Raw genomic sequence first — 14,128 nt, forward strand, 5'->3', positions numbered from 1 at the left:
CAACATAGCAACTATGTTTTTAGGTTGCTAAGATATCGTTGTTAAGCTAGACAGACTCGACATTCAGGAGGAACAGAACGTGCCCGATGCCGCCGCGCACCCGATTGCGGACATAATTGCCCACCCGCTTACGCAGAAATTGCCCACGCCCACAGAAACGTCCTGGGGGCGTTATGACGCGGTCTCGATCATGCTCGTCGAAGTGCGAACGACGACAGGCCTCACGGGTTATGGCGAAACGCTCGCGCGGTTTGCCCCCCGCGCCTATGCGGAACTGGTGGAGCGCGCGCTGAAGCCCCGGCTTGTCGGCCGCGATGCTCTCAACATCTTAGCCAACTGGGCGCTGATGCGCCGTGCGCTTTCCGGCCGCGCGGGAGGCATGCTGATCGAGGCCATCGCCGGCGTCGACATCGCGCTCTGGGACATTGCGGGCAAGGCCGCGGGATTACCGATCTACCGGCTTCTCGGCGGCGAGGGCCGCGCCTCGGTTCCCGTTTATGCGGCATCGGTCAGTTGGGACCCGCTCGAGGAGCGCGCAGCAGAGCAGGCGATCGCGTTCGCCCGGCGCGGATTTTCATCGATCAAGGTCAAGATCGGCCGCAGCCCCGAGGCTGCCTGCAAACGCATCGCCACGGTCAGGCAGGCCGTCGGCGACGGCGTGGAGCTCACCGCCGATTCCAACTGGGCCTATAATCTCGATGAGGCGGTTATGGTCGGCAAGGCGCTGGAGCGCCATGGCTATGCCTGGTTCGAGGAACCTCTGCGCCCCGAAGACGAGGATGGCTATCGGCAGCTTCGCGCCCGCTGCGCCGTTCCGCTTGCCGCCGGCGAAAGCAATTACGCCGTTGATCAGGCGATGGCTCTGACCTGCGACCGGACGCTTTCCGTGCTTCAGCCCAATGTCACCCGTTCCGGCGGCATTACCGAGACACTGGCGATGGCCCGGCTCGCGGCCCAGCATGACGTCGCCTATGCGCCGCATGTGGGCATGTCGGGCATCATCTGCGAGGCGGCGAGCCTGCATGTAGCGGCGGCAGCCGCGAACACCCGGATCATGGAATGCGCGGCAAGCGCCAACCTGTTCAAGTCGGAGGTTGCGGATCTGCGTCCGGGCGGGGAACGCGCCGAGGGCGGAATGCTGAGCGTGCCGCAGGGACCGGGTCTCGGGATCGAAATCAACTGGGAGGGCGTCGCCCGCATGGAAAAAATGGCAAGGGAGGCCGCCTGATGGCCGTCGAGACGAATGGCGACATCCTGATCAGCGATGTCATAGCGTATCCGTTGACGCAGAAATTGCCGCAGCCAACCATCACCTCGTGGGGGCGCTACGACGAGGTCTCGATCGTGCTCGTTGAAGTGCGCACGGATGCCGGCATCGTCGGCATTGGCGAGACGCTGGCGCGCTTTGCGCCGCATGCCTATGCCCATCTGATCGAGGATGCCCTGAAGCCGCGTCTTGTGGGGCAGCCCGCCGGCAATATCGCCGCCCACTGGGCCAACATGCGCCGCGCGCTTTCGGGGCGGGCGGGCGGCATGCTGCTCGAGGCGATTTCCGGCGTCGATATCGCGCTCTGGGATATTCTCGGCAAGGCGGCGGACCTTCCCGTCCATGCGCTCCTGGGCGGCATCGGCCGCAAGCGCATTGATGTCTATGCCGCCGCGGTGAACTGGCGCGACGACGCGCTGATGGAAGAGCAGCTCGATGAGCTTCTGGAGCAGGGCTTTCGCCAGATCAAGATCAAGATGGCCTCCCCGGTTGCCGATGCCTGCCGCAAGATCGAACTGATGCGTCGCCGCGCCGGCGACGAGGTCGCGCTGTGCGTCGACGCCAACTGGGCCTATGGCCTGGATGAGGCGGTCGAGGTTGGCAAGGCGCTGGCCGATTGCGGCTATGTCTGGTTCGAGGAGCCGCTTGCCCCGGAAAACGAGCAGGGCTACGAGGAACTCAGAAGGCTTTGCGATGTGCCGCTTGCCGCTGGCGAGAGCAATTTCACGGTCGACCAGGCCAAACGGCTGGTAACGTCTCGCACGCTTTCCGTATTGCAGCCGGATGTGGCACGCGCCGGCGGCATAACCGAGACCCGGCGCATGGCCGAGCTCGCACGCGCCTTCGATGTCGACTACGCGCCGCATATCGGCATGTCCGGCATCGTCTGCGAAACCGCTTCCGTCCATCTTTCGGCCGCGATGCCGAACTTCCGGATCATGGAGTGCGAGGGCGACCGCAGCCCGTTCAAGACCGAACTTGCCGATCTGGCCCCCGGCTGCCTGCGCCAGAAGGATGGCACGCTCGACGTGCCGCAGGGGCCGGGCCTCGGCCTTCAGATCAACTGGGATGCGGTCGAACGGCTGCGCGCGCCCGAATGACATCTTTCAAGGAGACCTCCATGGCCAATGCCGCCGCACCGGACGCACTGGAAACCGCGATGCTGAGGGCGATTCGCCTTTCCGATCCCAATCTCAGCCGTTTCGATCCGCTGCGTCGGATCATCAGCCTAGATGATTTCTCGCGTGGCCATTGCGGCTGGTCTCAGCTTGTCGGCAATTACGAGGATACGCTCGACACCATGCTGCCGGGTTACGCCCAGCACACCTCGGCGATGCTGTCGACCCTCAGCCACTGGGACGCCGGCTCCCACGGCGGCGTCGACAGCTCCTACGCCCTGAAGATCGCGACCCGCGCCAGACCGGGCGCGCAGAACGTTGCGATCAAGCGGTTGACGGCGCGCGAGCGCGGCCCGATCCGCTTTGAATGCTACTTCACCTTCAAGCCCGAAGCCACGGAACTGAAGCTCAGCGAGACGGATGTCCGCTCCTTCGGCTTCCTGTTCGACCTGCAGGGCGGCGACACCGACGGCGATGTCGAGCGGGTGATGCCGCATGTGCGCTTTCTCAACGCCGAGCACGGCAAGCATATCCAGAAATGGCAGTTCAAGTCGAAGACCAGCGAGATGCTGAAGATCGGCGACGACGACAAGACCGCGACCCATTATCACCTCTCGCCCGATGGCTGGGAAGACCTGCCCGGTGGCGACCAGCGGCTTTGCTATAACGAGATCGCGACCAAGGTGAACTGGAGCTATCTGCGGTTCGACTTCGATCTCGCCAGCATGCGGGCAACAAGCCTGCGCTGCAACGACCGCGAATTCGACGTGTCGGGCTTCGCGCCGATGCGCATTCCGGCGATGAAGAACCTCTGGTGCATGCTGAATTTCTGCCTGTTCGCCGAAACCGATGTCGCCAAGCGCGCTTTTCTCTATGTCGATTCAGTCTGCATCTCGGGGGATTTCTGATGCTGCCGGAAAACATCACAGCCATCATCGCCCGCAATGAAAGCTGGAGCGGCCATGCCGCAACAGAACCATATGAGGCAGGTTGGGCGCATGAGGCGGTCATCTTCGCGCGCGCGCTGAAGACGCCGAAAGGCGTTCTGCCAAAAGCCGTTGTCGAAATCTCGCCGGATGGCATCCACTGGACGGCGGAAGGAACGACCCTCAGCCTGCCGGAAGCCAGGGACGAGTTGACGGCGGCCAAGCTGTCGCATTTCGGCGGCTGGCTCCGCCTCTCCGCCGAGTTGCCGGAGGGGTCGGAGATCACCGTTCTGGTCACGTTGCATTTGAAAGCTTGACGGAATCACTGCAGATCGACGCTGAGCGAGCTCCTGGATCGTGGCGGGAGATCTGCACAGCTGGGATAGGTGGACTTTCTGCCTGACTTCGGTTGGGATGCCGTGAACAGGAGATACTGACGAGACGACCGCGCCGGAACCACAGCCCGGCTTTCAAGGCGAAGATGGCGCTTGCCGCCGTCCGGGGTAAGCAGACGCTGGAGAATGATGCTTCGCAGTTCCCCGGTCTCTGCCGCGATAACCGGAGTGCTCGGCAAGGCGGGATTGCCGGGGAACAGGAAATGATCGACCGTTCACACAACCTCTCGGTCGATGCCATGTCATGCGATCGCCGGCAGTGTCATCAAGGCTTCGGCATATTCTCGGGCGATTTCTCGGACGACGTCGCTTGCCGGTTTTATAGCGGTGACCAATCCCGCGCTCTGCCCTGCCTCAACCTTGCCAAGCGCCATGTCGCCATCAAGCGCCGCCATTTTGAGGGTTGATCGGGCAAAGATATCACGGCGTACCTCGATATCCGCGCCACCGCCCTCGAGCGCGGTCATACTCCGCGTAAAATCGTTCCGGATCGCCCGGATCATGCCAACGTCGCGCCCGACACAATCGGTATCGGCAACGCCGGCGGAAAGGACCGCCTGTTTGTAGCTGTCGGCAACGCCGGCTTCGGGCGTGGCGATGAAACGGGTTCCGAAACTCGCCCCGTCCGCGCCGAGCGAGAGTGCCGCCAGCAGCCCGCGCCCGTCGGCAAAGCCCCCCGATGCAATGATGGGTATCTCGCCGCCAATCGCCCGCGCAACCGCCCGCAGCAGCACCAGCGTACTGACCTGGGTCGGCGGCGGATGCCCGCCCGCCTCGCCGCCAACCACGACCAGTCCATCGACGCCTGCCCGCATCGCCTTCACCGCGTGCTCTTCGCTCGCCACGACATGCAGACAGGTGGTGCCGATGGCCTTGAAACGATCGAGATATTTCTGTGTCCCGCCCTGGGAGCAGACGAGGATCGGCACGCGCCTGGCTTCCAGGAGGTCCATCATCTGGTCAGCGCGCTTGTTGTAGAGCGGCAGGTTGACGGCGAAGGGACGATCCGTCCCGGCGCGGATATCATCGATGGCCTGTTCGAGCGCCTCGATATACATCGGACCAGCGGCAAGAACGCCAAGTCCCCCGGCCCGCGACACCGCCAGCGGCAGCGCCGCGTTGGACGAGGCCCACGACATGCCGGCCTGGCAGATGGGCAGGTCAATACCCAGAAGCCGCGTCAGACGCGTTTCGATCTTCATCACTCACTCCGTGCGAACACTCCGGCGCGGGCATTGATCCCGCGCCGGAAGGTGGTCATTCGACCATCATCATCTTGTAGTCTTCCTGAACAAGCGGCGCGTTTTCAGCCCACCAGTTCACATCGATGATCACCTGCTTTTCCGCATTCGCGGGCGCAGTGTTGGATGCCGCCAGAACCTCGTCGGAGAAGGTGGCAACTTCGAAAGCCTTCTGGTTTGTCGGTCCGTAATAGGGCATCATTTCCGGAATGCGCGCCTGGGTTTCGGGCGCCACAACGCCGGCGATGAACTTCTGCGCGGCCTCGACATTGTCCGAGCCCTTGAGGATCGCCAGGCATCCATTGCCGAGAATGCCGTCGGTATAGGTGAAGGCAACCGGAGCGCCGTTGTCGATAACGCCGGTGACGCGGCTGCCCCAGATCGCAAGCATGTCGACCTCGCCGTCCGCCACCAATTGGGCCGACTGAGCGCCCGAGGTCCACCAGACGTCGATCGCGGGCTGGATGCGCCGGAGCGCATCGAAGGCCCGGTCGGTATCAAGCGGATAGAGATCCTCCTTGGCCACGCCATCGGCCAGAAGCGCGATCTCGATCATTTCCTGCGGATAGGCGCCGAGCGCCCGGCGCCCGGGAAATTCCTCGGTGTTCCAGAAGTCGGCCCAGTTCTTGGGCGGATTGTCGCCATACTTATCCGTATTGTAGGCCAGAACGACCGAGTAGGAATTGATGCCGATCCAGTCTTTCCCCTTGGCCCCGTCCGCAATGCCATCGGCGTCGATCACGTCATAGTCCAGCGGCTCGAAGATCCCCGCGGCTTCACCCACGGCGCACTGGTCCGCGCCCATATGCACGATATCCCAGCCGGGATTGCCCGACTGCACCTGCACTCTGACGCCGGCCATGCCGTCATGGGTTTCCTGCCTCAGGGTCAGGCCGGCCGCCTCTGCCGCCGGTTCCCAGAGCGTCGCCGCCAGATCTTCCTGCACCTTGCCGCCGAAGCCGGCAATGGTCAGTTCCTGCGCTGATGCCGCGCCGCCCGAAACAAACAGGCTCAGCGCCACAAGACTTGCTGCTTTCTTCATGGTCTTCCTCCCTTTGCGGCCGAACGCCGCATTGCTCCAAAAGGCCCGGTCCGGGCCGTCATCATCCCGGCTTGCGCCGGGGTCCCGAGGGGTTCCCCCCCCACGTCAGACCTGCTCGAGCAGCCGGCGCGCGTGGTCCGCCAGCTTCGACTTCTGCACCTTGGCCGAAGCCGTCATTCCAATGTCCTCGAAGGTATCAACGATCCAGATGTGGCGCGGCACCTTGAACCCCGCCATCGCCGCTCTGGCCCAGTCGCCAAGCTGCGAAACATCCAGCGTCGCGCCATCATTCAGGATGATGAACGCGGCACAGACCTCCTGAAGCCGGTCGTCCGGCACGCCGACGACCTGGGCCTGACGGATGGCCGGATGCCGGTGAAGAATATCCTCGACCTCCTCGGGCGAGACATTCTCGCCCCCCACCCGCACGATGTTCTTGAGCCGCCCTAGAAAGGCGAGCCGTCCTTGCGCGTCCAGGCTGCCCAGATCGCCCGTGGACAGCCAGCCATCAGAATCGAGCGTCTCGGCTGTCTTTTCGGGCATGTCGAAATAGCCCGACATCACCGACCAGCCCCTCACCCGGATTTCACCCTTCTGTCCGGATGGCAGGCGCTCGCCAGTGCCGGGATCGAAAATGCCGACTTCGAGGCCGGTTTGCGGCCGCATCAGTCCGCCCGTGCGGACATCTTCCGTCTCCCACCACGCAGACTGGGCGATGTTCGGTGAGGCTTCGGAAAGCCCGTAGCCGGAAACGCAGTCGACGGCGCCCAGTTCATGCACCACCCGGCGCAGCACCGTGGCCGCGCCCGCCACCCAGGCGCCGCGCAGGGCCAGACGCCGCGCGGCCCGATCGGGATGGTTCAGCAGCATGAGCGCCATCGTGTCGTTTCCCGAGAAATGCGTGCAGCGTTCCTCCTCCATCAGGCGCAGCGCCTCCCCGGGTTCGAAACGCTCCATCGTGACCAGCGTGACGCCATGCTGCAGGGCGGCGCAGAGCGACAGCGACGTTCCCGCGACGTGGAAAAAGGGACGCGCGGAGTGGAACCTGTCGGCAACCCGCAGCCCCATCCGCTGGGCCGAGATGAAACCGTTCGTCAGCAGCGCGTGCTGGCGCAGCATCACCCCCTTGGGAAAGCCGGTGCTGCCCGAGGTGTATTGCATCAGGATGACGTCCCCAGCCTGCGACCGCTCCGGCGTGCCGGTCACTGGACGGGACAAGAAGTCCTGCCAGGTCTCTGCCCAGGGTGCGGAGCCCGAAGTCAGCACCACGCGCTCGAGATCCGGCAACCGGCCGTTCATCAGGGGACCCAGCAGCTCGATGAAATCACTCGACAGCACCCGGTCCGCGGTGATCAGCAGGCGCACCCGCGACTGGCTCAGGCAGTAGGCGATATCCTCGCTGCGCAGGCGGGTATTGACGGGAACCGTCACCGCGCCGATCGATCCGAGCGCCAGAAACAAGGCCTGGAACAGCGCGCCATTGCCGAGGCAGAGACCAACATGCATGCCACGCCGTACGCCCGCCGCATGAAGTGCGCCGCGCAGCCGCGCAACCTCGTCTCCCAGTTCCGCGAAAGTCCGGCGTCCGTCAGGCGCAACGATCGCCTCGACATCGGGCGCCAGAGCGACGGTGCGCTGAAGGGCCGCCTCTATGGTCACGGGGCAGAGCGCGCCGGCGCGGATAGCATCAGCCTGCATTGCCGACCTCGCTGGAAAATTTCGCCACGCCGGCCTGCCAATCCGTTTGCGTCAGAAGCTGCCGGATCGCGGCCATTTCGATTTCGATGCCGGAGGTCAGGTCGGTGCGACTGCCCTGGTCGACGGCCTGCTTCGTCAGCCGCATGGCAACGCGAGGCGCCGATGCGACTTTCTCCGCGATCGCCTCGACTTCGGCCTCCAGATCATCCACCGCGACCAGCCGGCTCACCAGACCGGCGGCGTAGGCCTCCTGCGCATCCATCTTGCGCCCCGTGAAAAGAAGCTCCTTTGCCCGCGCCACCCCGATACGCCGCTGCAGGCGCTGCGTAGCGCCGACCGTGCCCCACTGCGGTTCAGGAAAAAGAAAGGTCGCGGCATCCGAGGCGACGATGAAATCGCAGGCCATCGATATCTCGCCGCCCGAGCCCACCACAGCGCCCTGAACGGCGCAGACCACCGGGATCGGACAGGCTTCGATCGTCGCATAGGCGCGGAACGAGGCTTGACGCCGGGCCAGAACCCAGGCCTCGTCCTTGCCCTTTCGCTCCCGCATATCGGCCCCGGCGCAAAACACCGGGCCGGCGGCGTCGAGGATGATGACGGCGGTTTCGCCATCGCCCTGAAAACTGTCGAATGCCGCCTGAAGCGCATGACACAGTTCGAGATTGACCGCGTTGCGCGCCTCGGGCCGGTTGAGCGTTATCCGGGCGATCGGCCCCTGGCGCACAGTCCTTACAAGTTCCGGCGTCATGCCACCACTCCCTTCTGTCTCAATTCGGCGACGCGATCGGCGTCCAGACCCAACTCCATCAGAATGTCATCGGACTGCTCGCCAAGCCGTGGCGGCGCAACAAAGCGCGGCCCCTCATATCCGGAATACCGGCCCGGTGTTCCCAGCGCCGGCGTTGATCCGCTGCCGCTGTCATCGTAGCGGCCCACGATCCCGCGCGCGGCGGTATGCGGATCGGAAAGGATTTCCGGCACGGTGTTCACCTCGCCGACCGGCACATCCGCCCGGCGCAGAGCATCGGCCAGTTCGGCCCGTTCACGGGTCAGGATAAGGGCGCGCATGCGGCGCATGACCTCGTCGCGCTGTTCGACCCGCATCGCCATTTCGGCCCATTCTTCAGGAGCGTCCAGCTTCAGCACCTCGACCACCGCGGGCCAGTGCTGATCGGAGGCGGAAATGAATATCCACTGCCCGCCCGCACACTCGAAGGCGGCGGAAGGCACGCGGCCCAGATGCTCCGTCCCTGTCCGGGTCGGCGTGATACCGTCGGCGAAGTGCCAGGCGGCGGGCAGGCTCAGCAAGCTGACCTGAACATCCATCATCGACAGGTCGACATGGCATCCCTGCCCCGTCTTCTGCCGCCCCATGAGCCCCGTCAGCGCCGAAATGGCAATCCACAGCCCCGATGTCATGTCGGCAAAGGGCACCCCCACCTTGGCAGGTGGGCCATCGGGATACCCCGTCAGGTCGATCACCCCGGAGAGCGCCTGAAAAACGGTATCGTACCCCTTGCGGGTGCTGTAGGGGCCGGTCTGGCCGAAACCGGTGTTCGACACATAGACAATACCCGGGTTGACCGCGCGCACGGCGTCATAGCCGAGCCCCATGCGATCCATCGTGCCGGGGATGAAATTCTCGACGACCACATCAGCCTTCGCCGCGAGATCAAGAGCAATGCGCTGGCCTTCCGGTTTGCGCAGATCGATGGCGATCGAGGTCTTGCCGCGATTGAAGGCCGAATAATAGGCGCTCTGTCCGCCTTCGAAGAAGGGCGCGAAGGTCCGGCTTTCGTCGCCCTTTCCAGGCCGCTCCACCTTGATGACCCTGGCGCCCGCATCCGAAAGGATCTGCGTGGCCATCGGCCCGGCCAGCACGCGGCTGAAATCGACAATGGTGATCCCGTCGAGCGGTCGCATCATTTAACCTCCCGGAAGGAACGCATCATCGCGTTCACATCGCGCCCTGCAAGCATGGCAGCTTCGAAGTGAAGCTCACCAACGCGGTAAAACAGCGATTTGGTCGCAGCCATCGCCCGCGGCTCGATTGCGGCCCAGGTCTGCGCGATTGCGAGCGCGGCCGGTAGCGGATCACCATCGACAACGCGATTGACCAGGCCCAGCGCCATGGCTTCATCTGCATCGATCAGGCGGCCGAGCGAGATCATCTCGAAGGCGGCCTTGCGCCCGAGCGCCCTTTGCAATCCGGTCATGACCAGGGCGGGCACGATGGAGTGTTTGGTTTCCGGATAGCCGAATTTGAGGCCGCGCGCCGCAACAACCATGTCGCAGCCAAGGGCAAGTCCCGCGCCGCCGCCGACCGTGGCGCCGTGAATGGCGGCGACAAACGGCTTGCCCTGCCCTTGCGCTGCTGCCTGAAGGCGGCAGGTCAGATCGGCGCGCGCCATGACGCGGTCCTGCTGATCGGGCGTCAGATCCTTGAATTCAGCCAGATCCGCTCCGGAACAGAAACCTCGCCCGGCGCCGCGGATCACGGCGGCGCGGATAGAGGCGTCGCGGCCCACGCTTTCGATCGCATCCAGAAGCTGCTGCGTCAGGGCCGTATTCAGCGCGTTGAGCTTTTCCGCCCGATCCAGCGTTATGATCCGGACCGCATCGCGATCCTCCACCTCAACGAAGGCTTCCGTGCTCATTGTGTATTTCTCCTTCATCGGTCAGGCAGCCGGTGACAAAAGCCCGGCTCGGGCTACCTTGCTGTCCAGCTGACGGCCCAGCACGGCTTCGCAATTCTCGGACAGGCGCATCATCGCATCGAGGTCGATACCGGTGGCGATGCCTTCGGCCTCGAACAGACTGACGAGGTCTTCGGTTGCCACGTTTCCGGTACGGCCCTGGCCGTAGCTGATCTTCGCGGGATGGCCGCCAACCCCGCCGAAAGCGCTGTCGAAATGGCAGCAACCGACATCATGGGCCGCCATGCAGTTGGCTAGCGCCGACCCGCGCGTATCGTGGAAATGCGCGACCGGCACGATGTTCGGAACCTCATCGAGAAGACGGCGGAACAGGTGGCGCACGCTGCGCGGCGTACCCGTCCCGACAGTATCGCCGACGGTCAACAGTTCTGCCCCGAGATCGGCGAAGCGGGCTGCATCCTCGACGACCCGGCCGGGATCGACCTTTCCCTCAAACGGGCATCCGAGCGCCACCGACAGCACGCCGACGATGCGAAAGCGCCCTTTGGCGAGCCGCGCCATTTCCTCGACCCGCGCCCACTGCCCGGCCCTTGTCGTGCGCAGATTGCGTTCGGTGTGACCTTCCGTGGCAGAGGCAAGAAAGCTGATCTCGGTCGCGCCAAACCCGGCGGCGAGGTCATCGAGAGCGCGAGCTACGGCTCGCTCGTTCGGGCAGGTCGCCTTGTAGTGTACGCCCTCGCCGCGCCGGATGCGCCGCAAGACCTCGGATGCATCGGCGAAGACCGGGATCCGCCCGGGATGGCTATAGCTCGTCGCCTCGATGCGGGGAAAACCCGCAGCGGTCATTGCGTCGATCAGTGCCACCTTCCTGTCCGTCGACACCTCCACGGTTTCGTGCTGGAGCCCGTCGCGGGCAAAACATTCGCACAGGACCACCGACATCACGCGTCCTCCTTGCGCAGCACGAGGAACAGCGCCATGCTGATGATGACGACCCCGACCAGAAGCGACGAGACCGCGGCAACCGTCGGGTCGACCTGATCACGGATGTTGGAGAACATGCGCCGCGTCAGCGTCTCGTTCTCGCCGGAGGAAATATAAAGAGCGATCACCACCTCATCGAAGGATGTGACGAAGGCGAAGACCGCGCCCGACAGGATGGAAATCCTGATCTGCGGCAGCGTGACCGTGAAGAAGGCCACGAATTCGCTTGCGCCCAGAGACCGCGCGACCTTGTGCTGATCCATGTCGAAACTGGTCAGCCCGTTGCCGACCGCAACCAGCACAAAAGGAAGCGCCAGCATCGAATGAGCGATGATCAGCCCGGCGAGCGTGCCGTTGAGACCGATCTTCGCGTAGACGAAGAACACGCCGACCGCGATCAGGATCAGGGGCACCAGCATGGGCAGCATGTAAAGCCCGCGCGTCAGCGAGAAGACGGGCCCATAGCGGCGATGCATCCCCCAGGCGGCGGCCGTGCCCAGTGCCGTCGCGATCAGCGTGACCGGCACGGCCACCTTGATCGAGGTCCAGAGTGCGCCCAGCCATTCAGGCGAACCGAGGAAGGCCCGGTACCAGCGAAGCGACAGTTCGCGCGGCGGGAACTCGAGATATTCGCCGGCCGAAAAAGACATCGGAATGACGAGGATGCAGGGCACCACGAGGAAGATCATTACGAGGCCTACGACCAGGTAGAGCCACAGGCGGTCGCCATGGGTGATCTGGGTTTCGGTGACAGGCGACTTCAGCATTAGCGCGCCCCTCCGGCGAGATTGAGAAGCACACGGATGGCGAGGAGAACCACCGCCGTTGCCAGCACCAGCACAACCCCGAGCGCCGAGGCCGATCCCCAGTTGCCGTAAAGCGAGATATTGTCACCGATCTGCATTGCCCACATGTAGACGCGGCCGCCGCCCAGAAGCACGGGCGTGACGAAAAAGCCGAGGCAGAGCACGAAGACCAGCCCCGCTCCCGCTCCGAGGCCGGCCACGGTCTGCGGGAAATAGACCTGGCGGAAGGCCTGGGCGGGCGTTGCCCCGCAATTGGCAGCAGCCTTCATCAGCGCCGGATCGACGGCCTTCATCGAGGCATAGAGCGGCAGGATGAGAAACGGCAGCATCACATGCGTCATGCCGATGATCGTGCCGAGTTCATTGTGAACGAGGGCCAGAGGCTCGCTCGTCAGCCCGAGAGACTGCAGCCATCCGTTGACCAGTCCGGTGCGCTGCAACAGAACCAGCCATGCATAGGTTCTGACCAGAACCGAGGTCCAGAACGGTAGTAGCACTGCGACGAGGATCACCGTCGCCATGCGCGGGCGCGCCTGGCTCATCATGTAGGCCAGAGGGTATCCCATCACGACAGACAGGACCGTGACGATGCCCGCCACGCGGAAGGTCGTGAAGAAGGAGCGGATATAGAGGCTCCGCCCGAGCCGCTCATAGTTCGACCAGCTGAGATTGCCCGCGGCGTCAAAAGCCGAAAGATAGAACAGCCAGCCGACGGGAACCAACAAGACGATGCAGATCAGCAGGCTGCCGGGCAGCGTGAGCCCCATGTTCGAGGCATTTTCCCTGCGCGCCTGGGCGGCCAGCACGCCGGCATTCAGCCTGCCCTCGCCCGTCAGCCGGGCAGAACCGTGAAAGGAGGTGTCAGCCATCACGCCTCACCTTCCACCAGAAGGGTGTTCTGCTGGGAAATCCAGAAACTGATGCTCTCCCCCGGATTGGGCACCGGAATATTGGCCGAATGCGGATTGCAACGCACATCGATCGCCACGCCGTCCGGCAATTCAAGGCTCAGGAGGAAGCTGTCGCCCTGGTAGAGCACGTCACACACCGTGGCGACAACGCGGTTGGCGGGGCCTGCAGGTTCGCTCCAGGCCATCCGTTCGGGCCGCAACAGCAGCCACGCCTGGTCGCCGCCGCGCCACGGGTCACGCGCGACAACCGGCTCCCCGAAAAGGCTCGGGCCATTTGCCCCGACCTTGACCGGCAGAAATCCGGATTCCCCGATAAACTCGGCCACGAAACGATTGGCCGGGTGATCGTAAAGGCGGCTCGGCGTATCATATTGGGCCAACTGGCCATGATTGATAACCGCGATCCGATCCGACATCGTCAGCGCCTCGCGCTGGTCGTGGGTGACATAGACCGTTGTGGTGCCAAGCTGATCATGCAGCCGCTTCAGTTCGATCTGCATATGTTCGCGCAGGTTCTTGTCGAGCGCGGACAGAGGCTCATCCATCAGGAGAATCTTCGGCTCGAACACCATCGCCCGCGCAAGGGCGACACGCTGGCGCTGACCGCCCGAAAGCGCGCTGATCTCGCGGTCGGCCAGATGGCCCATCTTGACCACATCAAGCGCTTCACGGGCGCGACGCTCGATCTCGGGCCGGGCCACCTTGCGCAGCTTCAGTGGATAGCCAACATTCTTGATGACGGTCATGTGCGGAAACAGCGCATAGCTCTGAAACACCATGCCGAGATTGCGCTTGTGCGGCGGCAGGGTGAGGAACTCGGTCCCGTCCATCCTGACACTGCCGCTATCGGGACGGGTGAAACCCGCCAGCACGTTCAAGAGCGTGGTCTTGCCCGATCCCGAAGGCCCGAGCAGGGTGACGAACTCGCCCGGCTCGATGTCGAGGCTCACCTTGTCCAGTGCCCTGAAGGCACCGTAGTTCTTTTCGACGTCGCGTATGACGACCTGGCCGTCCATACTGTCCTCCCGCAATCCGATGTGGCCCTGAATTCCTGCTGGGGTGACCTCCTCAGCCGCCCGC

Annotated in this window: 14 protein-coding genes; 4 read left to right on the forward strand and 10 right to left on the reverse strand. The window is 64.0% G+C overall.

Annotation, left to right across the window (positions count from 1 at the left end; translation table 11 throughout):
• Window positions 1–79 precede the first annotated feature (79 nt).
• The 4 genes from GGR30_RS09735 to GGR30_RS09750 are packed head-to-tail and all read left to right on the forward strand — an operon-like array spanning window position 80 to window position 3,628.
• Complete coding sequence (locus tag GGR30_RS09735) at window positions 80–1,228, forward strand: enolase C-terminal domain-like protein (RefSeq protein WP_183485539.1); 1,149 nt, start codon at window positions 80–82, stop codon at window positions 1,226–1,228.
• The gene (locus tag GGR30_RS09740; protein ID WP_183485542.1) at window positions 1,228–2,367 is read left to right on the forward strand and encodes a mandelate racemase/muconate lactonizing enzyme family protein; all 1,140 of its coding nucleotides are present in this window, start codon (window positions 1,228–1,230) and stop codon (window positions 2,365–2,367) included. The genes GGR30_RS09735 and GGR30_RS09740 overlap by 1 nt, the downstream gene beginning before the upstream one ends.
• Window positions 2,368–2,414: 47 nt before the next feature.
• Window positions 2,415–3,293, forward strand: coding sequence for a DUF6772 family protein (locus GGR30_RS09745; protein WP_183485711.1), 879 nt, complete (start codon window positions 2,415–2,417; stop codon window positions 3,291–3,293).
• Complete coding sequence (locus GGR30_RS09750) at window positions 3,293–3,628, forward strand: hypothetical protein (protein ID WP_183485546.1); 336 nt, start codon at window positions 3,293–3,295, stop codon at window positions 3,626–3,628. Before GGR30_RS09745 ends, GGR30_RS09750 begins: the two co-directional genes overlap by 1 nt.
• A gap of 320 nt (window positions 3,629–3,948) precedes the next feature.
• Here GGR30_RS09750 and GGR30_RS09755 read toward each other — a convergent pair whose 3' ends face one another.
• From GGR30_RS09755 to GGR30_RS09800, 10 genes are all read right to left on the reverse strand, one after another.
• A complete protein-coding gene (locus GGR30_RS09755) occupies window positions 3,949–4,908 on the reverse strand; it encodes an NAD(P)H-dependent flavin oxidoreductase (protein WP_183485549.1) in 960 nt (319 codons plus the stop codon).
• A gap of 55 nt (window positions 4,909–4,963) precedes the next feature.
• Window positions 4,964–5,989, reverse strand: a complete 1,026-nt coding sequence (locus GGR30_RS09760; RefSeq protein ID WP_183485552.1) for an ABC transporter substrate-binding protein — start codon at window positions 5,987–5,989, stop codon at window positions 4,964–4,966.
• 105 nt (window positions 5,990–6,094) lie between these two features.
• The gene (locus tag GGR30_RS09765) at window positions 6,095–7,687 is read right to left on the reverse strand and encodes an AMP-binding protein (RefSeq protein ID WP_183485555.1); all 1,593 of its coding nucleotides are present in this window, start codon (window positions 7,685–7,687) and stop codon (window positions 6,095–6,097) included.
• Entirely contained in the window at window positions 7,677–8,438 is a 762-nt protein-coding gene (locus GGR30_RS09770; protein WP_183485558.1) for an enoyl-CoA hydratase/isomerase family protein, read from the reverse strand. Before GGR30_RS09770 ends, GGR30_RS09765 begins: the two co-directional genes overlap by 11 nt.
• Window positions 8,435–9,616, reverse strand: coding sequence for a CaiB/BaiF CoA transferase family protein (locus tag GGR30_RS09775; protein ID WP_183485561.1), 1,182 nt, complete (start codon window positions 9,614–9,616; stop codon window positions 8,435–8,437). The genes GGR30_RS09770 and GGR30_RS09775 overlap by 4 nt, the downstream gene beginning before the upstream one ends.
• Window positions 9,613–10,347, reverse strand: coding sequence for an enoyl-CoA hydratase/isomerase family protein (locus GGR30_RS09780; RefSeq protein ID WP_183485564.1), 735 nt, complete (start codon window positions 10,345–10,347; stop codon window positions 9,613–9,615). Before GGR30_RS09780 ends, GGR30_RS09775 begins: the two co-directional genes overlap by 4 nt.
• 21 nt (window positions 10,348–10,368) lie before the next feature.
• Window positions 10,369–11,289, reverse strand: coding sequence for a hydroxymethylglutaryl-CoA lyase (locus GGR30_RS09785; protein ID WP_183485568.1), 921 nt, complete (start codon window positions 11,287–11,289; stop codon window positions 10,369–10,371).
• Window positions 11,289–12,098 carry an ABC transporter permease gene (locus GGR30_RS09790; protein ID WP_183485571.1) on the reverse strand — a complete coding sequence of 270 codons (810 nt, stop codon included), beginning with the start codon at window positions 12,096–12,098 and terminating at the stop codon, window positions 11,289–11,291. The genes GGR30_RS09785 and GGR30_RS09790 overlap by 1 nt, the downstream gene beginning before the upstream one ends.
• Complete coding sequence (locus GGR30_RS09795) at window positions 12,098–13,006, reverse strand: ABC transporter permease (RefSeq protein WP_183485574.1); 909 nt, start codon at window positions 13,004–13,006, stop codon at window positions 12,098–12,100. The genes GGR30_RS09790 and GGR30_RS09795 overlap by 1 nt, the downstream gene beginning before the upstream one ends.
• Window positions 13,006–14,064 (reverse strand): ABC transporter ATP-binding protein, encoded by a 1,059-nt coding sequence (locus GGR30_RS09800; protein WP_183485577.1) that lies wholly within the window; start codon window positions 14,062–14,064, stop codon window positions 13,006–13,008. The genes GGR30_RS09795 and GGR30_RS09800 overlap by 1 nt, the downstream gene beginning before the upstream one ends.
• Window positions 14,065–14,128 lie beyond the last annotated feature (64 nt).

Source organism: Martelella radicis, assembly GCF_014196625.1.
Lineage (GTDB): Bacteria > Pseudomonadota > Alphaproteobacteria > Rhizobiales > Rhizobiaceae > Martelella > Martelella radicis.